The 22,930-nt window shown below is 39.8% G+C and carries 18 protein-coding genes and 1 rRNA gene; 6 read left to right on the top strand and 13 right to left on the bottom strand.

Features of this window, described 5'->3' with window-relative positions; translation table 11 throughout:
- Nucleotides 1-259: 259 nt before the first annotated feature.
- From ACRD69_RS24410 to ACRD69_RS24390, 5 genes are all read right to left on the bottom strand, one after another.
- The gene (locus ACRD69_RS24410) at nt 260-1,387 is read right to left on the bottom strand and encodes a metallophosphoesterase (protein ID WP_430817753.1); all 1,128 of its coding nucleotides are present in this window, start codon (nt 1,385-1,387) and stop codon (nt 260-262) included.
- A 530-nt stretch (nt 1,388-1,917) separates the two neighbouring features.
- On the bottom strand, nt 1,918-3,426 hold the full coding sequence (locus ACRD69_RS24405; RefSeq protein WP_430817752.1) for a RagB/SusD family nutrient uptake outer membrane protein: 1,509 nt from the start codon (nt 3,424-3,426) through the stop codon (nt 1,918-1,920).
- Nucleotides 3,427-3,439: 13 nt separating this feature from the next.
- The gene (locus ACRD69_RS24400; RefSeq protein ID WP_430817751.1) at nt 3,440-6,877 is read right to left on the bottom strand and encodes a TonB-dependent receptor; all 3,438 of its coding nucleotides are present in this window, start codon (nt 6,875-6,877) and stop codon (nt 3,440-3,442) included.
- A 159-nt stretch (nt 6,878-7,036) separates the two neighbouring features.
- On the bottom strand, nt 7,037-8,017 hold the full coding sequence (locus tag ACRD69_RS24395; RefSeq protein WP_430817750.1) for a FecR family protein: 981 nt from the start codon (nt 8,015-8,017) through the stop codon (nt 7,037-7,039).
- A gap of 77 nt (nt 8,018-8,094) precedes the next feature.
- Nucleotides 8,095-8,688, bottom strand: a complete 594-nt coding sequence (locus ACRD69_RS24390) for an RNA polymerase sigma-70 factor (RefSeq protein ID WP_430817749.1) — start codon at nt 8,686-8,688, stop codon at nt 8,095-8,097.
- A 207-nt stretch (nt 8,689-8,895) separates the two neighbouring features.
- On the opposite strand from ACRD69_RS24390, the gene ACRD69_RS24385 reads away from it, so the two are divergent.
- Nucleotides 8,896-9,351: a UPF0158 family protein gene (locus ACRD69_RS24385; protein ID WP_430817748.1), complete on the top strand. Its 456-nt coding sequence runs from the start codon at nt 8,896-8,898 to the stop codon at nt 9,349-9,351.
- A 127-nt stretch (nt 9,352-9,478) separates the two neighbouring features.
- Nucleotides 9,479-10,693 carry a glucose/galactose MFS transporter gene (gene gluP, locus ACRD69_RS24380; protein ID WP_430817747.1) on the top strand — a complete coding sequence of 405 codons (1,215 nt, stop codon included), beginning with the start codon at nt 9,479-9,481 and terminating at the stop codon, nt 10,691-10,693.
- A gap of 223 nt (nt 10,694-10,916) precedes the next feature.
- On the opposite strand, the gene ACRD69_RS24375 is transcribed toward gluP, so the two are convergent.
- Together ACRD69_RS24375 and ACRD69_RS24370 are read right to left on the bottom strand one after the other, a co-directional pair.
- Nucleotides 10,917-11,765 carry a fructosamine kinase family protein gene (locus tag ACRD69_RS24375; protein WP_430817746.1) on the bottom strand — a complete coding sequence of 283 codons (849 nt, stop codon included), beginning with the start codon at nt 11,763-11,765 and terminating at the stop codon, nt 10,917-10,919.
- Nucleotides 11,755-12,234: a low molecular weight protein-tyrosine-phosphatase gene (locus ACRD69_RS24370; protein WP_430817745.1), complete on the bottom strand. Its 480-nt coding sequence runs from the start codon at nt 12,232-12,234 to the stop codon at nt 11,755-11,757. Before ACRD69_RS24370 ends, ACRD69_RS24375 begins: the two co-directional genes overlap by 11 nt.
- Before the next feature lie 155 nt (nt 12,235-12,389).
- Here ACRD69_RS24370 and ACRD69_RS24365 point away from each other — a divergent pair, with 155 nt between their 5' ends.
- Nucleotides 12,390-13,562 carry an alkaline phosphatase gene (locus ACRD69_RS24365; protein ID WP_430817744.1) on the top strand — a complete coding sequence of 391 codons (1,173 nt, stop codon included), beginning with the start codon at nt 12,390-12,392 and terminating at the stop codon, nt 13,560-13,562.
- A 216-nt stretch (nt 13,563-13,778) separates the two neighbouring features.
- Entirely contained in the window at nt 13,779-14,969 is a 1,191-nt protein-coding gene (locus ACRD69_RS24360; RefSeq protein ID WP_430817743.1) for a transglutaminase-like domain-containing protein, read from the top strand.
- Between the two features lie 80 nt (nt 14,970-15,049).
- On the opposite strand, the gene nadC is transcribed toward ACRD69_RS24360, so the two are convergent.
- Nucleotides 15,050-15,895, bottom strand: coding sequence for a carboxylating nicotinate-nucleotide diphosphorylase (gene nadC, locus ACRD69_RS24355; RefSeq protein ID WP_430817742.1), 846 nt, complete (start codon nt 15,893-15,895; stop codon nt 15,050-15,052).
- Nucleotides 15,892-16,287: a DUF4783 domain-containing protein gene (locus ACRD69_RS24350; protein ID WP_430817741.1), complete on the bottom strand. Its 396-nt coding sequence runs from the start codon at nt 16,285-16,287 to the stop codon at nt 15,892-15,894. The genes nadC and ACRD69_RS24350 overlap by 4 nt, the downstream gene beginning before the upstream one ends.
- A 212-nt stretch (nt 16,288-16,499) precedes the next feature.
- Between ACRD69_RS24350 and rlmH the strand changes: the two genes are divergently transcribed.
- Both rlmH and ACRD69_RS24340 read left to right on the top strand, forming a co-directional pair.
- Entirely contained in the window at nt 16,500-16,973 is a 474-nt protein-coding gene (gene rlmH / locus ACRD69_RS24345) for a 23S rRNA (pseudouridine(1915)-N(3))-methyltransferase RlmH (RefSeq protein ID WP_430817740.1), read from the top strand.
- A 47-nt stretch (nt 16,974-17,020) separates the two neighbouring features.
- Complete coding sequence (locus tag ACRD69_RS24340; protein WP_430817739.1) at nt 17,021-20,707, top strand: sensor histidine kinase; 3,687 nt, start codon at nt 17,021-17,023, stop codon at nt 20,705-20,707.
- Here the strand turns inward: ACRD69_RS24340 and ACRD69_RS24335 are convergent.
- The 4 genes from ACRD69_RS24335 to rrf form a co-directional block, all read right to left on the bottom strand.
- Nucleotides 20,704-21,075, bottom strand: coding sequence for an RDD family protein (locus tag ACRD69_RS24335; RefSeq protein WP_430817738.1), 372 nt, complete (start codon nt 21,073-21,075; stop codon nt 20,704-20,706). The genes ACRD69_RS24340 and ACRD69_RS24335 overlap by 4 nt on opposite strands.
- 19 nt (nt 21,076-21,094) lie before the next feature.
- Complete coding sequence (locus ACRD69_RS24330) at nt 21,095-21,670, bottom strand: response regulator transcription factor (protein ID WP_430817737.1); 576 nt, start codon at nt 21,668-21,670, stop codon at nt 21,095-21,097.
- Complete coding sequence (locus tag ACRD69_RS24325) at nt 21,670-22,401, bottom strand: hemerythrin domain-containing protein (protein WP_430817736.1); 732 nt, start codon at nt 22,399-22,401, stop codon at nt 21,670-21,672. The genes ACRD69_RS24330 and ACRD69_RS24325 overlap by 1 nt, the downstream gene beginning before the upstream one ends.
- A 233-nt stretch (nt 22,402-22,634) precedes the next feature.
- Nucleotides 22,635-22,745: ribosomal RNA gene (gene rrf / locus ACRD69_RS24320) — 5S ribosomal RNA — on the bottom strand.
- Between the last annotated feature and the right edge of the window lie 185 nt (nt 22,746-22,930).

Genomic DNA, 22,930 nt, shown 5'->3' with positions numbered 1-22,930 from the left:
CTTAAAACCACCTCCCCTCTCCTTCGTCGAGGTACTCCTCCTTGCCAGGAGGAGAGCTGATTTACAGCTTGCAAAACACTATATATGTGAATGTTTGAATCTTTTCGAACACTCGTGGGCGTTGCCCTGGGCTATTCATCCCCGATAGCTATCGGGCGCAGACCTTCAGCCTGCTATTTACAGCTATCTTATAGCTTCCTGTTCTACTGAAATTATTAGCGCTACGCAATTATTTATGAATCCGAGGGTATAGCAAGCTCTACCACAGCAACTTCTTTTCACCATCCAGTCCGGCCCGGTAAAAGCTATTGTTTTCAATGATAAGCAACTCACCGTTTTCGCCTTTCTTAATGGAAGTATCAGCAGCCAGGATGCGATGATCAAACAGCACCTCAACACGTTCCATAGAGGTATGCCCCACCACAATATGGTCCACATCAAAATGATTCAGTATGGAATCAATACTGGTATTAGTTAAGGTAGTGTCCCTGAAATAGCCACGGTACCAAATGGGGCCACTTGAACGGGCCAGTAAGGCCAGTTCTTTATCAGCACGAATGCTGTCCTTATTATTGTCGATAATACCTGTGGCAAAGGCCTTGTTAATGCCACTGATGGTTTGCCCGCTGTTAACCATGTCCATTGACAAACCTGCATGGTTGAAAGCAATATTATTAATGCGCAGTACAACCGGGCAGGCTCTTAGCCACTGCCCCATTAAGGTATTTTTTCCAAACAGCTGGTCATAGGAACTGCCTGTTTTCTCTTCAACAGCATTGTATTTTTCATTGATATAGCGTAAATCCGCATTGAGCACCATAATATCATGATTACCCAACAGGTAGTGAACTCTACCTCCGCTTTGACTGGCCTGATCGGCCAACTTAAGGATATGCCAGAGGGTTTCCGTTACCTCATCGCCCCTGTCAAAGGCATCACCAATAATAACCAGGTGACCATCATTGAAGCTCCAGTTACCATTCATATCAATAATACCATTTGCTTTCAACAAGCGAATAAATAATTCGTATTGACCGTGAATATCACTCAACACAGCCATATTGGCAACACCGGAATAGGTGTCACTCTGATTAAATACCAAAGTCTGAAGCTGCTCTATATTGAATTGATAATCCACCTTCCCGGCAATTTTAATATGATCAGCGAAACCAAGATCTTTAGTATACAGTGAGTCGTTACTAATCCACTTTAATGAAGCCTGTTCATCATCAAAGAAAACATAGGGTCCGTCGGATATACCCTGTTCGCTTAACAACTCAACTTCGTTAACTACGGTGAAGTAAGTTGGTAAGTATTTAATGGCGATAATGATTACCAGTGACGCAAGTGCTATTATAGCGACACTCTTTTTTCCTATTCTACTCATAAGTTTATTTTAAAGGCGAAATATAACTGTTATTTTTTTACTTGATTTAAATGAACCGCTGAGACGCTGAGGCGCAAAGGAATTAAATGAGGATAGAAGTAATGTTTTGTTGATGAGTTGATGAGTTTAATGGTTTATGAGGTGGTTTCTTAAACTATTCAACTACTAAAATGTCGAACCGTCGAATTGCTTAACTGTCGAATTGTTGAAGATTGACATGTTTAAGAGCTTACGAGATGGTTTCTTAAACTATTCAACTTTTAAACTTCTTAACTGTCGAACCGTCGAATTGCTTAACTGTCGAATTGTTGAAGATTGACATGTTTAAGAGCTTACGAGGTGGTTTCTTAAACTATTCAACTTCTAAACTACTAAACTGTCTAATCGTCTAATTGCTTAACTGTCGAATTGTTGAAGATTGACATGTTTAAGAGCTTACGAGAAAAATGCCGAAGAAGAGGGTCACACACCTGCTTCTTCGGCATATTATTCCGGTTTATACACTAATTACACAACTAAACCTTTAAGCCCTATTCGCCTGCTACATATGGTGCATAACCCGGATTTTGCTGATCGCGTATGTTAGGGTTGGCTTCCATTTCATTCATAGGAATCGGATACACCACCTGAGGCTGTGTGTAATCAATATAAGCAACATCACTGCTTACATTGCCTTCCGGTTCGCGGTCAAAAGGAATGGCACGGCGGAAGTGATCCCAGAATGTATGTCCTTCCAACACCAACTCTTTGCGACGTTCTTTCAGTATATCAGCTATCAGCAAGTCTGTTGTTGCCGGAGCCGTATATGCCATGTTTGTGCGCGCTTCATATACATTATTCATGTACTCTTCAGCCTTGCCAAAGTCTGTTCCCTGCTCAGCGTAGGCTTCGGCCAGTGTTAAATATATTTCCGGCAAACGTACCATGTAAATATTATGAACGGCATGAGCTCCTTCACCTATGTATTTACGAATACCTGTATCATCGCCCAATTCACTGTTACAGATTAAGTACTGACGTACATCACCATCCACCTCATTCAAAACAGCGCGTAAGTATACATTACCACCATAACCGGCATAACCTACATCTTCGGCAATTTCACCATCATCAGGATTACCAGGCTCGTCAATGGTAGGGTTACGCACCAGGCTGTTCAGTGAGTTGGAACCCAGGTTATCGGTCGATGAGTAACCCAGTTCCCATAGATTCTCACTATTAAGCGGAATGTAATACTTGGTTGTGAAGTCATCGTAATACAACATACTGTTTCCGCCAAGTGCTTGCTCACCAACGGCAATGGCATTGTCCCACTCACCCATATACAGATAAACACGTGCCAGCAATGCATTGGCAGTGCGACCTGAAATAAAATACGTGCCATTACTAAAACCATCCAGGTTAACCGTTGCTCCCTGCAGGTCAGTTACTATTTGTTGATAACAGGTTTGAGCATCGCTTCTGGCCGGAGGTGTATCAACAGCCTCATCATTATCTTCCTTTGATATCATCAAGGGAACACCCCACTTGTACTTGTCATCGTAGTTTTCACCACCCGGTATTGAAAAGGTTGGCGGATAGGCAAACAAGCGCATCAGGTCGAAGTAAGCTAAGCCACGAAGCGCCAGTGCCTGTCCCTTAACAGCGGCAATTTCATCGGCATCGGCATCAATTAACTCAATGTAATGCAGGATATTGTTACACAGCATCACCACACTGTATATCTGATCCCAGGCATTATTGGCATAGGCGTCAAGGGTCGATGATTCACGATAACCGTTTTCTTCCTGGAAGCGGTTACCGGTATCCTCCACATAAAAGTCAGGACCTTTGGAACCTTCAAAGGCATACATCAAGCGACCGTAGTAATCGGCGTTGCTCAATGAATTATAAACACCAACCAGTGCGATATTGGCTCCCTCAATATCTTCAAAAAGTGTTTCGGTCGGAACGGATGTATAAGGTGTTTTGTCAAGCACATCATCACAGGCCACAAGCAAGCCAAGTAATAGTGCAACTAATAATATTTTCTGTTTCATCGTTTTGCTGGTTTTAGAAGTTAAGCTTAACACCAAAAGTATAAGTGGTGGCTGTTGGATATTGGTCTGGGTTGCGATAACCACTCAATGATATTTCAGGGTCAAAACCATCCAGTTCGGTGGTTACCCACAGGTTTTCGGCCTGGGCAAATACACTGGCGCTTCGAAGTTTAAGTTTTTCAGTTATGGATGCAGGAATGGTATACTGAATCTTAATATTCTTAAGCTTGAGGTAATCGCCTTTATATAAATAGCGCGATGAACGGTAGCGGTTCCATGTACCGGACGAGTTAACACGAATAGGTTCTTTCCCTGTTCTGTTATCAGGTGTCCAGCGGTCAAGCTGACTGCGTTCAATACCCCTGTAATCGCGGTAACCATCATTTTTAGTGGCTGTTCGGCCCGTATAATCCATTACATGGTGACCAAGGCCATAGGTAAACAGGAAGCTAAGGTCAATACCTTTCCAGGCAAAAGAACTGGAGATACCACCTGTTACTTTAGGCAGTGCTTTACCTAAAATACGACGTTCGGCCTCATCAAAATCCTTAACTATTATCTCATTGCCATCTTCATCGCGGCCATACCACTGCTGCTCGCCTGTTTCCTGGTCAATACCGGCCCACTCGGGCATATACCATGTATAATAACTTTCACCGTTACGTTTTATTTGCGTACTGCTGATAATATCATTTTCAAGACCTGAAAATTCGTTCTTCAGCGTTGCTGCATTCACGTTGATATTCCAGTTAAAATCATTATTGCGGATAATATCGGCATTAACATCTACTTCAACACCCTCATTGCTCAGGCTGGCTGCAGAGTTGATCAGTTTGGAGGTAAAACCTGAGGTACTTGACAACGGTATGTCCAGTAACAGGTTTTCGGTTGTTCGGTTATAGTATTCAACATTGAAATTTAAGCGGTTAAATAACCTTGATTCAAAACCAATATTAAATACCTCGTTTTCTTCCCATGTTAACTCAGGCGTGTGGATATTATAAATGGCGGCACCCGGCTCTTCCACATAATCCTGTCCCAATGAATACAAAGGCATCCATGCGAAATAATCGGTCGGAAGCGTACCATTGGTACCAAAACTGGCTTTTATCTTCAGGTTATCCAAAAACGACAGGTTCTCCATAAAGCCTTCTTCAGAAATACGCCATGCACCCGACACCGACCAGAAGTTACCCCTTCTGTAATCCTCGGCAAAGCGTGAGGCTTTGTCACTTCTAAAGTTACCAGACAGGTAGTATTTACCATCGTATGAATAGTTTACGGCCGATAAGAACGACGTCATACCATATTCAGAACCTGAACCTTCAACACTCTCTGGTTTAGCGGCAGCATTTAAATACGGTGCTTTGTTAAATGGAAATTTAACACCTGTTGCACCAATGTATTCGTACTTCATGTCTTCCACTTCCCCACCTACATAGCCGCTTAAAGAATGTACGCTGTTGAATGTTTTATTGAAGTTGGCCAGTGTGGTATTGCTTAACTTGCGACGGCGCGCGTCTCTCTCGTATAAAAATCCCTGGTCAGCTTTACCATCGCCAAAATCTTTATTGTACCAGTTACGGCGACGTGCGTGTGTATAATCAAGGTTGGTACGGCTGTTAATATTCAACCACTCTGTCAGATTAAGTTGCAACCATCCGGACGTTAATATCTTAGTTTGAGGACGCAGGTATTCATTTGTTTCTGCCACGGCAACCGGGTTTTGGTTATTGTTGACATTCTTAGGCAGCTTCAGGTTGTATGATCCGTCTTCAAGGTAAACAGGTGCAACCGGCGCAATGGCCAAAGCCGTGTATTGCGGCATGGCATAACCAAAGGCTCCTGAGCGTGGACCACTCTGATCGCTGTAGGATACCATGTTGTTAATACCCCAATGTATCAAAGCTCCTGTTGGTTTTGATGATATGTTGGTACGCATTGAATAACGCTCTAATCCACTACCTATTAAAATACCTTCCTGGTTAAAATACTCCAGTGACGCGTAGTAGTTAAAGTGCTTGTTTCCACCCTGTGTTGACACATTAAACTTCTGGAAAGGCGCCACACGTGTTACTTCATCGTACCAGTTGGTATCAGCCAGCTTATCAAAGTCTTCTCCCGGATTACCTTCATCGTCGAAGAAATTATCGTAATAATCTTCATTCTCAGGGCTCCATATTCTAAAGTGACTATTGAACTGTCGCTTGGCATAGTTTTGCCATTCGTAATAGTTGCGACCACTCACTTCGTAACCCTCTTTGTCAGCATATAAGTTCTGTATTTCACTAAAGAAATCATCATAGCCTGTTTTACGTCGCACCTGGTAGTGCATTTCACCCTCAAGCCACAGTTCCATGAACTCATCCTTATTCACAAGGTCAGGTTTGCTGGCACTGAAAATCTCAGACACCCCCATTTGTACATCAACACTGTATTGCGGCTTATCACTTTCGCGTCCCTGCTTGGTTGTAATAACTATAACACCATTGGCACCACGCGAACCATAAAGTGATGCTGAAGCTGCATCCTTCAATATAGTCATTGACTTAATATCAGACGGGTTGATGGAGTTAAGCGGGTTGGTGGCATAACCACTGCTGCCCGACATGTTTGAAATATCCATGATAACCCCGTCGATGACATAAAGCGGCGCATTGGAAGCGTTCATTGAGCTGATACCACGCAGTCGCACACTGTTCATTGCCCCGGGCTGCCCTGTACCTGTTACAATGGTACCAGGTGAGTTACCCCTTAATACATCCTGGAACGATGCAACGGGACGCTCCTCAATTTTCTTGGCACCAACAATGGCTGCTGATCCGGTATAGGCTTCTTTGGCTACAGTGCCGTAACCTGTCACAACTACCTCTTCCAGTCCTATTTGTTCCTCAAGCAGTGTTATATTGATCTGTGAACGACCGGCCACCTGTACTTCCTGGGCATCAAAACCAATAAAGGTGAACATTATTACTGCATCGCCATTGTCAATCGTGATGGTGTATGAGCCATCAATGCCTGTAATAACGCCATTCTGCGGATTGGCTTTATCGTAAACATTAACACCGGGTATGGCCTCCCCCCTGGCATCGACTACTTTTCCGTTAATGGTCAATTGTTGCTGCTGGATGTTGCTGTTATCTGTTGCCTGGGGCGCCTTAGTCACCACCACATTGTTTTCAATAATGGTAAAGGTGTAATCGGCCTCATCGAGCAGATTGCTCAATACATGGTGCACATCTTCATTATCTGCACTTACCGAGTATGTTTTATTAAGGTCAATCTGGTCATTCTTAAATAGAAAACCCAAATCGGTGGTCGCCTCTATTTCCTTGAATATCTCAAGCAATGTGGCATCCTTTACCGACAAGGTAAGCTTCTTATTCTGGCCAAATCCAGCGGCAGAAACGGATAAGCCACAGATGATCATGAGTACAAACGTAATTTTCATAATACGTAGAATTTTCCCAATGCCTTGATGTTCCCACCAGGGCCTAGTTTGCTTTTTTTTCATAAATTTGTGATGTTATAATTAAACGTTATGAAACTGTTGGAGCAGTTTCGTAAAAACTTAAGCAGTAGCCGCTTCCACCTGGCTGCTGCTTTTTATTTATTGAATCATTATTTCTGTGCTGTCATTTGTTTGGTTAATACTGTATTTAATACCAGCCGTATAAGCTATTACATCCAATACTTTTTCAACACTTGTGCTTTTCTGAATAACTCCTGTGAAACGTTCTTTTTCCAGTGCTTTATTCTTAAACGTAATGCTTACGCCGTACCAGTTTTCCAAATCCAGAGCAATATCGGCCAGTGATTTATCAACAAATTCAAACTTGCTTTCTTTCCAGCTACCAACATAGCTTGTATCGATGTGTTCTATGGTATACCTTCCATCGACCTTGGAGTAGTTGATTTGCTGCCCAGGCACCAAAACCTCATTAAACTGCCTGTTAATATGGCTTACCATGATTTCCCCTTCGATCAGTGTAGCAACAATGTGATCATCATCCTTAAAATTCCTGACATTGAATCGTGTACCCAGGTCCTCTATTTTTAATGACTGGGCATTGATAATAAAACGGCGTTCTTCATTGTGAATGATATCAAACAGCGCTTCTCCCTCCAGTTTCAATTCAACACACTGTTTATCGGCTTTTTGAATATCAATGGATGAATTGGCATTTAACCATATTTGTGAACCGTCACTTAATGTAATTGTGTTAGTGCTGCCGTTGCCTGTTTCATAAGTATGGACTGCCTGGTAGTTTGATTGCCGACTATCATTAAGCATCCATAAGGCATAAGAAGAAGCAAATGCAACAATAAGTACTGCTGCGTATTTCACCAGAGTAAATAGCAATCTCCTGTCAGTGTTTCGACCCATATGCTGCTTGCTAAACTCTTTGTATTTTCTATCGATGGTTTCAGTGGGCAGCACCTGGTTGTTACCTGATAATGACCAGATTCGTTTCATCTCCTTATATTGGGTCAATAATTCGGGAGACGAATAGATTTGTTCCCATACTTCCTTTTCTTTTTGGGCTGATAATTGATGGGTGATCAATTCCCAAATCATACTTTTATTCATACTATTATTCTGCTTCTGAATACTAAGACAGGTGATGGATCAATAACCCTATGTGCTTTTATAAAAAAAAAGTCAAATCAGATCAGGCCCATTAAAAAGCAAAGAGGGAGATAGTCTTTTAAATGTATACGCAAGGCTTTTAATGCCCGGGTCATATTGGCTTCAACTGCTTTAAGTGAAATATCTAATTCATGGGCTATTTCTTTATTTTTCATTCCCTTAAAGCGGCTTAATTCAAATACCCGCCGACATTGTTCCGGCATTTCTTCCAAGGCTTCATAAAGTAACTTTTCAATTTCAGTAAAGGTTACATCCGATATTTGCATCTGCTCAAGGATATCAATGTTAACCTTTTGCTTCTGGCGCTCATAGATATTATACTGATGTTTGTTACTTTCTTTTTCGAGGTGGTTTAAGCACTTATTTTTCAAAGTGGTATAAAGCCATGATCTGACAGATCCGGAAGACTGACCTTCTATACTCTCCTTCTTGAGCCATAAGGATAAAAAAGTTTCCTGAACGAGGTTTTCAGCTTCTGCTTTCTTATCGACATACTGAATGGCAAAAAAGTACAATGAATTGAAAAATGTCTTATACACTCTTTCAAATGCTTCTTCATCTCCTGAACGAATGAGATCAGCGTCGATATGATGTTGTACGAGCTTTTTCAATTGCTTTCTTTTCTTTCAATTCTTTTGGATTGATAATTTTTTGAAAGCTATAAAAATAGTTAGCGTAATCGAAAATCCAAAGTATAGTTGATAAAACGAAGCCTTAAACATGACAAAATTCAATCTAAATTAATGATAGTAGCATGCAAATGTTGAAAGAATATTATAAATTTATTGGCGGAAGATTTACCTTTTAATAGTGCAGTTATGAAGAATACATCAGAACTCATAGAGCGTGTGGTTAAGCTAATGAACAATAATCGTGCTGTGTATATTCAGCGACAAACCAAAAAGGTTATTGCGATACCTGAACTGGATGACCTGATGGATTTTATGGATTCAGATGAGGAGGACTACGAACTGATATACAGTGAGATTGAGGCTAATCCGAACAATTATTATAAGGTGGAACCTCTTACTTCACGCGAGCTTTACAATGTAATGATGGATTTTTCCAATGAACAGGAACGAAGAGACAGTATCCCATTGGTTAAAGCCTTACGTACCAACCGGCCAATGGAGGCCTTTCCAAAAGCACTGAATAAACTGGGATCAGAAATTGCTCTTGCCTGGCAGTTATACTACAACGATCGCCTGAAGAGAATTTTCAGGACCCGCCTCTGTAAAGAGCAAATTCGCTTTATTTCTGAGCAATGCAACTAGCTTTCGTAAGCTATTTTATTAAACCTTACGAAAATATATTTACCATTTTCGAAAGCTAATGATAGATTTCTGCCTTTTAACTGTATATTTGTGCGCGTACAGTATTTAAATCAGAAATTTATTACATATGAAAAAATCGACTGGAAATGATGGGAAAAGCTTCTTGATTCCTATCATGATTATTGGTTTAATGTTTTTTGCAATAGGCTTTGCTTTGGGCATTAACAGTTACCTGATACCACTTTTAAATTCATCGCTAAAGATATCATCAACGGAATCGTACCTTGTACTGGCCGCTACCTTTTCAGCCTTTTTACTGTTTGGTTATCCGGCCTCGCTGGTGATTGGTAAAATTGGTTACAAAAACACCATGGCATTATCCTTTCTAATGTTTGCCGTTGGTTTTTACCTGTTTATTCCTTCTGCGAGAAATGAAAGCCTGCCTTTGTTTTTAGTGGCTTCCTTTATCAGTGGTATGGGAAATACCTTTTTACAGGCGTCTGTTAATCCCTATATTACCATCTTAGGCCCCATTGAAAGTGCTGCAAAACGAATGAGTATAATGGGTATAGCCAACAAACTGGCCTGGCCTATCGCTCCCTTGTTTTTAGCTTTGGTAATCGGAAAGGAAGTTGAGCAGGTTCAGCTGGTTGATATTAACCTGCCGTTCATGATCATCATAGGGGTCTTTATCCTCTTAGGAGTCATTGCCTTATTGGCACCACTTCCAGAAGTTAAGGCAACAGGAGAAGATGAAGACAGTGCCGATGATTGCCCTTATGCCGCCAATAAAACATCAGTATGGCAATTCCCCCATTTACTGTTGGGTGTACTGGCCTTGTTCTTTTACGTTGGTGTCGAAACCATATCATTAGGTACACTGGTTGATTATGCCACAAGCCTTGGCCTGGCCAATGCCGAATATTATGCATGGATCGCTCCAATAGGTATGGTGATTGGTTACATCTGCGGGGCAGCTTTTATTCCGAAATACATCAGTCAGGATAAAGCATTGCGTATTTGCGCATACCTGGCATTGTTTGGCTCTGTAATGACAGTGGTGGTTCCGGCTGATTACTCCATTTACTTTATAGCTTTTATGGCTTTGGGGTGCTCACTGATGTGGCCGGCCTTGTGGCCTTTGGCGATGACAGACCTTGGAAAATTCACCAAAGCAGGTTCTTCCCTTATGGTGATTGCCATCGTGGGCGGGGCGCTTATACCAACAGCATTTGCATCATTAAAAGATGTATTTGGCGCACAGAATGCTTATATGATCTGTATTCCATGTTTTCTATATATCCTTTATTATGGTATAAAAGGACATAAAATAAGAAGCTAATTGTTTTAGTAGGTGTATGTGAAGGTGTTCATTAGTGGTGGTGAGCACCTTTTTTTTAGAAATATTTCAGCTAAAGCATTAGCTACAATCACAAGACTATATCATACTTCCCCCACATTCATCTTCGGCTCATCAACATCGGCTCAATCCCGCTTGTCCCTGCCAGACGGGAGCCAGGTACACCCACTGTCAAAACTATCTTTTTGCTTAGGATCGTAACATGCTATTTATAATAATTCATTAGCTGAACAGCTTGCTGTTTATAGGATAAACCAAATAAATTAAGATGATTCAATACATGATACAGGAGGTAAATATTTTCACGGTATTCGTAGCCATCTTTAAGAGGGTATGTTTGCTGGTAACTCTTGTAAAATTCATTGTTAAACCCACCAAATAATTTCGTCATGGCCAGGTCAGCTTCCCGATGACCATAATAAACAGCCGGGTCGATCAATACAGGTTCCCCTTCTTTATCCACCATGTAATTTCCGCCCCACAAGTCGCCATGTAATAAGCATGCCGGCTCATCGCTTCCATCCAATATCTTATCAATGTTTTTCTCAATGACAGCAAAGGCATTTTTTAAAGAAGAATCTCCATAGCCATTTTTCTCCGCCAGTTTATATTGAAACAAGAGACGATTGCTGAAGTAAAAGTCTGTCCACCTACCCATAGCAGTATTGACCTGTGGTGTGGAGCCAATAAAGTTATCTTCATAAAAACCGAAGACATCACCGGTAAACTGATGCATTCTTGCAAAAGAACAGCCAAAATTGGTAAAGAAGCCGCCTTGTTTGATTCCCGTTTCAATATGTTCCAAAAGCAAAAAATCCTGATCCGCCAATATCACCTCCGGTATACGGATAGCACCGGCTTTGCTCAGTTCCCTTAATCCATTAGCTTCTTTCTGAAACATTGTGCCACTGAACCCCTGCTTCAGAAAGTAAGACTTATGCTGATTTGTGCTTATAATACTGGTTTGTGCAATGCACCCACCACCCACCATGCTCTGCTGAGTGATGGTACATTGTAAAGTATCTTCTATTTTCGCGAAAATCTTATTGCCCATCTTCTTCAATGTGATTAAGTAATCCGGCACAGGCATCTTCCAATATATCCAGTACCAGTTCAAAACCTGCTGCACCCCCATAATACGGATCAGGAACCGATGTATTGGAATGCTGTGTGCAATAGTCCGTCATTTTACTGATCTTTTCGCTTGTATCGTTTGGAGACAAATGATACAGATCATCCATATTTTGATCATCCATTCCAATGATATAATCGAAATACTCAAAGTCATCAGGGCTCTTAACCTGTCTGCTGATGCTCGTCAATCTAATATTTCTGTTAATGGCATGACGCTGCATACGCTGGTCGGCCGGCTCGCCGGCATGGTAGCCGGTAATACCAGCTGAATCAATTTCAAAGCGACTGCCTATTCCATTCTTATCAACCAAAGCTTTCATGACAGCCTCTGCACTCGGACTTCGGCAAATATTTCCGAGGCATACAAATAGAATCTTTGTTTTATCCATTATGAGTTTTTTATTTACGTATTAATGCGGATACTCCGGATTTACTTTTTATTCAAAACCGAATTTGGAATAAAATAACTAAACAAACCAGAGTTGACGTTGTTTTTCTTACGAAAATATATTTCTTTAGCAGATTCTACTTAAAAAATAGTCCCATGAAAAATGCAACAATCTTAACTCTGGCTTTCATGTTCCTGATTGGAACCCATGTAATAGCGCAGGAAGATTACAAAGATATTCATACCAAGCATGAATATACTATTGAAAAGAAATACGAGGTTTTGGATATTAATTATGATGAACTTCGTTTTAAGAAACGTCCTAAGAATATAATCCTGTTCATTGGTGATGGAATGGGGGTTGCCCAGGTTTTTGCCGGCATAACAGTTAATGGCGCTTTAAATATGGAGCAAATGCCATATATCGGCTTTAATAAAACACAGAGTGCCGATAATTATGTTACCGACTCTGCTGCTGGCGGAACAGCTATTTCAACAGGTGTCAGAACTTACAATGGCGCTGTTGGTGTGGATGTAAATGGTGAAAAATTAACAACCATTCTAGAGTATGCCGAACGTAATAACAAAGCAACAGGACTGGTATCCACCTCTGCCATTACCCATGCTACTCCTGCTTCGTTTATTGCACACCAACCCAAACGAAGCATGTACGAAGAGATAGCCGGTGATTTCCTGGAAACGGATATTGATGTTTTTATCGGTGGTGGTGCCGATTTCTTCACCAAGCGTGTCGATGGCCGTAACCTTGTTTTGGAACTGAATGAAAAGGGCTATCGTGTGGCATACAACATTGACGAGGTTGAAGATGTAAATTCAGGTAAATTAGCTGTATTAACAGCTGTTGCTCATAACCCGGGTTACAGAGACAGAGGCGAGATGTTAACTAAATCAACTTCTAAGGCCATTGAGGTTTTGAGTAATGCTGACAGCAAAGGGTTTTTCCTTATGGTTGAAGGCAGTCAGATTGACTGGGGTGGCCACCAGAATGATGCATCATATGTAACCGGTGAAGTACTGGATATGGACAGAGCACTGGCCGAAGCACTGAAATTTGCCATGGAAGATAAGCGAACACTTGTCATTGTCACAGCAGACCATGAAACCGGAGGTATGACCGTTAACGACGGTAATGTGGAAAAAGGATATGTTAAAGCTGGTTTTAACGTTGGTGATCACACAGCTGTGATGGTTCCCGTATTTGCCTTTGGAGCTGGTGCTGAAGAGTTTGTTGGCGTGTATGATAACACTGAAATATTTGAAAAAATATATAAACTATACAAATTCAAAGAAGAAGAAAAGGACAGATAAACAGTATCTAATGACTGTGTTCAGTATAACTTTTCAAACCTCAGTTTTGTAATTCAAAACTGAGGTTTGCTGTTTAATGCCAGTGCTGTTAATTAAAGTTATCTGATGATGATTGTATTGCCATTGCCTCCATTACATGTTCCACATTTCTGAACATAGATTTACCTTTAAACATGCAGCGTTTTTTACTTTTGCAATAACGAAAATACAAGAACCATGTTAAGAACGTCATTACTTTTAATTGCTGTAATAATAGGATTAACAGCCTGTAACAAATATCCAAACGTACCGAAGCATTACCACCAACAATTGGATAAAGCCATAAGTACGGCAGGTGAAAATGCACAGGAAATAAAAAAGGCCGTTGAATCGGCTCCTGCTCATCAAAAAGAGGCTGTGGCTTTCCTTATCGCCTATATGCCCGAACGTGACCTAAAAGAGTTGTCAGCTGATTTTATTTTAGAAAACACCGACTATGCTTTCATGGCCCGTGAACAATTCAGTTGGGCGGGAGCAGTCCCCGACTCTGTCTTTTTCAATGATGTGCTTCCTTATGCCAGCTTAAACGAACGACGTGATAACTGGCGCAAAGATTTCTTTGAGCGTTTTGCCAGCTATGTAAAGGATTGTAAAACAATTGAAGAAGCTATCGATTCAGTGAATAAAAACATTCGCGATGAGCTGCTGGTCGATTACAATACAAAACGTAAGAAGCCGGATCAAAGCCCATACGAATCCATAGAGCAGAACATGGCATCATGCAGTGGTTTATCCATTTTATTAACCGATGCGTTCAGGGCTGTTGGTATTCCATCACGAATTGGTGGTACACCTAACTGGCACGACAAACGAGGGAACCACAACTGGAACGAAGTGTGGATTGATGGTCAATGGTATTTCACCGAATATTATCCAAGCGGCTTGAATAAAAGCTGGTTTTTAGCCGATGCAGGCAAGGCCATTCCTGATAATCCGGAGCATGCCATTTATGCCAGTTCATGGAAACCAAGCGATACGTATTTTCCATTGGTATGGGATTTAAATATAAAATATGTACATGCGGCCAACGTATCGGAACGTTATATCCAATTGTATGAAGAAGCCGAAGCCGCTAAAAAGATCGCTGAAACACATGTTGCTGTGCAGGTGATGATGTTTAAAGATGATGTATGTTCATTCCAGGGCGATGACCGTGTAGCCGTTAATGTTGATGTCTTCTGCGGAAAAGATCAGGTTGGGGGTGGCAAAACTGCTGGCCCAACGCAGGACATGAATGATGTGCTTGAGTTTGTTCTTGAAAAAAACAAATCATATAACTTCAACTACACGGGTGAAGCAGGCCAAATGAAATCAATACAACTTACTATTAAAGACGAACCACAGACGCTTAAACTTTACTATAAGTAGACTGTCACTAACATACAAAAAGCCCCCGATCATTGTTTTAATTCATTGACCGGGGGCTTTGTTATATTATATATCCTGTATTAATCCATCGCTTTCAAACTCAGGTCAAGGCTTTTGATATGGTGCGTTAAAGCCCCTACTGATATGAAATCAACACCACATTCGGCGTAATCGCGCAGGGTATCAATGGTTATTCCTCCTGATGATTCAGTTTCGAAACGTCCGTCAATGAATGAAACTGCCTTTTTTGTGTCTTCGATTGAGAAGTTATCAAGCATAATGCGATGAATACCTCCTACTCTGACTACTTCCTCCAACTCATTCCAGTCGCGCACCTCTACTTCTATCTTCAGGTCTTTACCTTTTTCTTTTAAATAAGTCTGAACCTGATGAACAGCTTTTTCTATTCCTCCGGCAAAGTCAATATGATTATCCTTTAGCATAACCATATCATACAATCCCATGCGGTGATTCACACCTCCCCCTAGACGAACGGCTTCTTTCTCCAGGTAGCGCATGCCTGGTGTTGTTTTACGGGTGTCTAATACGCGTGTATTCGTTCCTTCAAGTCGTGCCACATATTCTGCAGTACGTGTTGCGATCCCGCTCATGCGTTGCATCACATTTAGTACCAATCGTTCGGCTTGTAGCAAAGACCAGACTTTACCGCTCACATGCATAACAATATCACCAACCTTAACAGGTGTTCCATCCTTAATAAATACTTCCGTCTTTATTGACTCATCAATCTCATTGAAGATCTTCAGAGCTATATCTAAACCTGCTAAAATACCATCCTCTTTTACGAGAAGGTACATTTTACCCTGGGCCGATTCGGGAATACATGATAATGAAGAATGATCACCATCGCCAATATCTTCGCGGATAGTAATATCTATAAATTGATCGATTAACTGCTTAATCATTGTCGTTCTATTCTTATCTGATGAATATAAATTTTACCACTTCTTTTCTTAGTCAAAAAAGTAAAGCGAAACCGGCCATCGGAAGCATGGTAATTGGCTATTGCATAGGATGCATTATCCTTTTTTCCCTGATGGATCAGTTGAAATTCAGTAACAGAATGTTGATTAAAGAAGTTTTTGATAACCATTTCGGCCTGCTTACGACTGTATATGGCTGTCTTATCAGGCAAAATAATCTCAATCCGATCATTGAAGGATTGGGATAATTTCTCAGCATCAGCTTTCTTAACCAACATGATTGTTCCATCGGGCAATGCTGCCGTTTTTTGAGCATCGACCTGAAACAATATAAAAGCAAGTAACAGAACTAATAAGTATTTGAATTTATTCATCATATAATGTTTGTCGGCTTAGCATCTACAAATATTAAGCCTTAATAGTTTTTCCTAACAAATAAATATTCCCTCTTACCCTTATTCCTTCCTACATTCTATGTGATTTCAATTATCACTCATTACTTTTACGACAAAAATAGAGGTTTAGCGTAATTTTACGACACTTTTATAGTATTATTTAATTATTGATAAACAAAAGAGGTATACGCATGAAAGTTGTTTTGGTTGTGATTGGAAAGACAGATGAGCCTTATCTTAAAACAGGCATTGATATTTTTGAGAAGAGATTAAAGCATTATCTACCCTATGAAATGAAGGTTATTCCTGACTTAAAAAAAACTAAAAATTTATCAACCAGGCAGCAAAAAACGATGGAAGGACAACTTATTCTTCAATCCTTCCAGGCAGGTGACCATGTTGTTTTATTGGATGAGAAAGGTAAAGAATTTACTTCGATGGAATTTGCCCGATTGATCGAAAAGCGAATGGTGGCAGGGTTGAAACGCCTCGTATTTGTTATTGGTGGACCTTATGGATTCTCTGAAGAGGTGTATGCTAAAGCCAACAGTAAAATCAGTTTATCAAAAATGACTTTTTCTCACCAAATGATACGCTTGATTTTTGTGGAGCAATTATACAGAGCCAATACTATTTTAAAGAACGAGCCTTATCATCATGAGTGATTGAAAACGATGATTTTTTCTATCTTTAGTATATAAAACTGTTTTCTATGCCGCGCCATCAGCCCAAACCATATGTTTCTTTAATAATAGCCGTTGTTTTAATTATTCTTGGGAAAACCATTGAGTATCATTTTGATCATGCATATACACATGATGCTGATACATACTCGATTCAACAAAGCATATGGGATAATCAGAATGACCTGATCCATCATATTAACAACCTGAATGACACGACCATCTGGAGTGAAAAAGCCATATGGTCAACAATGGACTCACTGGCGGACAATCAAATTCATCATTACCTGTATAAGGACTCGACACTGGTTGCGTGGTCGACGCATACTGTTCCGGTAGATATTCTGACTCAGCAAACAGCCTCCGTCATACAACTGTCCAATGGTTGGTACCTGCAACACCAGGTAAAAGTTGGAAATTTTACACTAATTGGCATAAAACTTATAAAAGAACAATACGAATATCAGAATAAGTTTTTAACCAACCGTTTTTCCAATGATTTCAGCATAAGTCATACCCCGCGAATCAGCCTTGACAAAGCCAATAGTGAACATCTTATTTTTGATATCAACAACCAGTACCTTCTATCATTGAACTATCACAATCATGATATTATTTCACCTATCAGTGTGACGGTTTTTATCATCTATATACTTAGCTTCACACTTCTTATCTTATGCGCTATAGGTGTATTGGAAAAATACAAGGCTAAAACATGGAGCAACCAATTACTTACAGCTGTCTTTTTTTACTTCGCTGCACTTAGTCTCATTTTTGTTTTTTTTGCTATTCCGCATGAATTTAAATCGCACGAACTATTCTCTCCCTTGACCTTTGCTGTTTCTGACTTAATTTCATCACTGGGCAGCCTGCTTATATTTGCTATTTTTCTGCTGGCATTTTCATTTTGCTTTTATCGTTATTATAAAACACCCTGTTATTTGAAGCATACTTCGGCCAACAAATACAAAACAGGGTTGTATACAGGACTTCGCATTGCTCTGATAATGTCTTTATTGCTCCTTTTTAATGCGGCTGTAAAAACAATCGTTATTAACTCATCCCAGGCATCCATATTTTTTAATATAGAGGATCTGAATGCAGTAGCATTATACAAGCTTGTCATACTATGCCTGTTTTATAGCTCAATCATCTTTATATTTGAGCGTTTTATCGTTAGCATAAAGGAACACCTAAACATTGTTACATTCCTTTTACTAAGTGCCATTGTATACATTGTCTTGTTTGCTTTATGCTTTGCACTTCAGTTGCCTGCCCAGCCAATTAACTTCCTGTTATTTATCTTACTTGCATTTATTCTTTTCAAGGCACATCGTAACCGTTCCAATGGTATTACATACAGCTCATTTATATGGGTCATTTTTAGTGTTTCGTTTTACGTCCTGTTCCTTCTTTATTCATACAATATTGAAAAAGATAAAAATAACCGCGAGGTGTTAATTGATAACCTGTCATTTGAATTAACACGCGAATCGGATCTGGTAGCAGAGATGTACCTGGCTGAGATTGAAAATAAAATTAAAGATGACGAAAAGCTCATTAATCTATTAATCAGTAATGAAGATAATGCACTGGTTATTCAGGACTATCTGGAGAAAACCTATTTTTACGGCTATTGGAAAAGGTATGACATTGAAGCTATTGTTTGCTGGAAAGATGCGCCACTATATATAGAGTCAGAAAATATTACAACCAACTGCTATAACTATTTTGATGATTTAATCAGTACTAGCGGGCAATTGGTAGGCTCGTGCCAGAACTTCTATTTTCTGGATAATGATAATGGACAGGTAAGTTATTTTTCTAAAATACCGTACCTGCAGGATAATCCTGATAAGGAAACAACCCTATACATTGAAATCAATTCAAGTCCTATATTCTCTGGTCTTGGTTATCCTGAATTATTGCAGGGAAAGGAACAACAGGTCAACAATGCCATTTATAAAAACTACTCCTTTGCCAAGTACATCGATGGCAAACTGGTTAAGCAATATGGTACTCACCGTTACCCTATTACCAATGCCCTTGATTCGTTAAGTGTTGGAAGCAAGTCAACCATCAGATACGATAATATGGTGCACCTGGTCTATCAGCTTAAAGAAAATACAACACTGATCTTAAGCCGGCCTGAAGTGAAGCGTATCTATCTTTTAATGTCTTTCTCACTCTTTGCTCTATTATTTATCATTGTAACGGCACTGCTATTTTTCATTACACGAACGCATAAAAATCAATCAGCCAATTTTTCTATTCAGGAGAAGATACAAATTGCATTTGTAAGCCTGATGGTAATCATCCTTTTGGTTATGGGCGTAAGTTCAGTCTTTTACTCCATCCATCAATTCAAGCAAAAGAATAATCAAATGCTTTCACAACGCATTAAATCAGTGCTTCAGGAAATGGAGCAGAAGATTGTTAATGAGCCTAAATTGGATGAAAGCATGCATGATTATCTGCAATACCTGATGCAAAAATTCTCCAATGTCTTTTATTCTGATATCAACTTATATAATACCAATGGTGAGTTATTGGCCACCTCCCGCCCTGAATTATACCGTCAGGGCTTATCAGGCACAATGATGAATACAGAGGCTTATTATAAGTTAGCCTATGAGCTTAAAGCTGAATTTATACATGAGGAATATATTGGTAAGCTACATTTTACATCTGCCTATGTCCCCATATATAATTACAAGGGTGAAGTACTGGCATTCTTAAACCTGCCTTATTTCGTCGGAAACAATGAGCTCAAAACTGAAATATCGTCGCTGATTGTTGCTGTGATCAATGCATACCTGCTTTTTGTTTTAATCGCCATTGGTGTCGCGGTAATAATATCGCGCCGTATTACCAGACCATTGTTTCTCATTCAGGACAGGCTGGCTCAGATCCGTGTTGATAAGATGAACCAGAAAATTGGCTATAAGGGCAACGATGAAGTGGGGCGATTGGTCAAAGAATACAACCGTATGGTTGATGAAATCTCAGAGAGTGCAGAGAAACTGGCCAAATCAGAGCGCGAAATGGCTTGGCGTGAGATGGCTAAGCAAATTGCTCATGAAATTAAGAATCCTTTGACACCTATGAAATTGAGTGTGCAATACTTAACCAAAGCCTGGGATAATCAACGTGAAGATTTTGACAGTTTCTTAAAGCGCGTCTCAAACACATTAATTGAGCAAATCGACCAATTGCATATAATAGCCAATGAATTTTCCGACTTCGCCAAGATGCCTCAAGCCAAAAGAACAAAGGTTGATATTGTTGAGAAACTATTAAACACCTCTGCTCTTTTTGAGAAATCTGAACCAGGCATTCAATTTATCTACGAGATCAATAAAGAAGAAAGCATAGTATTTGCAGATCCTGACCAACTGATCAGTGTTTTTAACAATGTCATTAAAAATGCGGTTCAGTCTATTCCATCAGAAAGAAAAGGTGTAATACGAATTACCTGCAAAGTTGTTGATGTGCACACTCAGATATCCATTTCTGATAATGGGCGAGGAATAAGCGCTGAGGTAAAGGACAAAATTTTCACACCTAATTTTACAACTAAATCGAGTGGTATGGGATTGGGTTTGGCAATTGTGAAAAATATTTTGACCAACAGTGGAGGCTCTATCTGGTTTGAGACCAATAAGGATATTGGCACTACCTTTTATATTCAGCTACCTAATTCGCAAACCCATTAAACCTTTACCACTGTTGTTGAACTCCATTTAGCTCCCAGTCGTTCTTCCCTGAAGAAAAAATAATACAATTCTATCAGGTTGAGAATCGGCACTAAAAATACTATTTGTCTTATTAAAGCCTTATCAGGTTTAGTGGTCAGATTGTTCCCATCTTCAAGTGATATAACTTTAACCTTGAATAAGCGCCGTCCGAAACTCTGCCCCTTAAGCAAGCCTAAACTATCTTTAAACAGGAAGTAGATTAATCCGAAAAGCCACCCTATACGGGGAAATAAGGACAAACCAAGAACGATTGACAAGTCAATACAGGCGGCAAGCAGACGCTCCGTAAATAAAGGTGTTTGTCCTATCCTCAGTCGTTTATGCATATTGTATTTGCCTTATCTGTCACGATACATCATTCATTTGAATAATGTTATTTAAAATGGCATATACTGTTAAGCCCGATACTGTCTTGATTCCCAATTTACGTGTAATGTTCTTTCGGTGCGAAATAACAGTATGACTACTAATATACATCTTTTCTGCAATTTCTTTGTTTGTCAAGCCCAAAGCAACCTCTTTAAGAATATCTTTCTCACGTGGACTTAATTCTTCCGTATCAAGTTCCTTACGATTCTGACTCAGCTTTTCAAGCACCTGTTCAAATTTATCAGATAGTACTTCCCGGCTATCAATAATAGATAAATGATTGGCAGGAGAGCCCATGGGCAACGACGAATTAAAAACATGCATTACCACGGCTTCAGGCTTCTTTACCTCCATCACCTTAGCCATACTATCATGATCAAGTACAGAGGTATTAACAACGATCAGATCGGGCTCAAAATCATCAGTAACTTTGCAACAGTCCGTTTCATTACTAACAAGCCTTACATCATCAATATCCTGAAAAGTTCTAATCAGGGTAGTCAGGCCCAAGGCAATAATATGCGATTGTTCTACGATTAATACCCTGACCATTAGTTTCCTTTTGAATTTGACAATAAAACCTCTTCCATTTCCTTCACCAAAGGATACAGCACATTTTCTTCTATCTCGGCATGATCCAATAAATCCCGTTCCAGTCGAAAAATGTCGAATATCAGGTTATTGTACAGGCAATTGTTTACCGGCGGCGGCAAGTACTTAAGCAATATATTTTTAAGATCAAACAACGATTCTTCAATATTGTTATGCTCCTCATGATATTCCTTTATAGAGGTTCTTTTGCCCTTTGTTTTCCCATTTCTACTCTTGCTATTAACCAGATCATTTAATTCAAGAATATAAGGGAAAACATTGTTTTCCTCCTGCTCAATGTGTGTATTAAATTCCTTTATATACTTCCTGAAGAACCCCAGGAGTAACTTAACATTCTGTTCATTCTTATCAACCTGCTTTTCAAAGCTCTCAATTTGCTTTTCAATCTGTGGTATACGATAATCCACATAACAACGGTGAGCATTTCTCAGGTAGGTAATAATCCATTCTACAGGAAAAGCCTTGAACTTCTCCCAATTTAAAAATGATTTGTCGTGAAAGGAATTGGCTATTTGAAGGAAGAAAGCCGTATTTACATCGTTGGCCTCGCAAACATCAGCAACTGTTCGCTCTTTAAAGCCTAATGGTATTTCAAATCGTTGAATGACTGCCAACAGTTGAATATCGTGCTGCACCACATCAACCATTTTCATATCCTCTGTAATCTGCATCTTTTATATTTTTTTCAAAAGTAGCTTTTATTTGGAATTAATAAAAATAACAATGCAGATGTTTTACAACAGTATATTAAACGCGAAAAAACCCTTATTCGAATGAATAAGAGGTTTCTCTAAAAAAAGGCGGCCCCCGATAGCTATCGGGGCTACTCTCCCGCACTGGGAGTACCTTATAACATTATTAAACGCAAAAAGAGCAACTGCATCAGCAATTGCTCTTCTCTAAAAAAAGGCGGTGACCTACTCTCCCACTTCTACGCAGTACCATCGGCGCTATCGGGCTTAACTTCTCTGTTCGGAATGGGAAGAGGTGGAACCCCGATGCAATAACCACCTGAATATTTTATTAGTATCAAGTACTAAGATCTAAGTATCAAAAACTGTTTACAGCTTGTGTCTTGTCTCTCTTAGCTCGATACTATCACGCCTGGCGTGATAACATATCAGCTGCAAATCAAAATCATATCTACCAATCTTTGTGTGTGTCAAATATATCTCTAAGAGAACATTCTCTTGAAAGCTT

The sequence above is a fragment of the Carboxylicivirga agarovorans genome (assembly GCF_050589845.1).
Classification (GTDB): domain Bacteria; phylum Bacteroidota; class Bacteroidia; order Bacteroidales; family Marinilabiliaceae; genus Carboxylicivirga; species Carboxylicivirga agarovorans.
The sequence above is the reverse complement of the archived record's forward strand: the minus strand, read 5'-3'. Positions and strand labels throughout refer to the sequence as shown.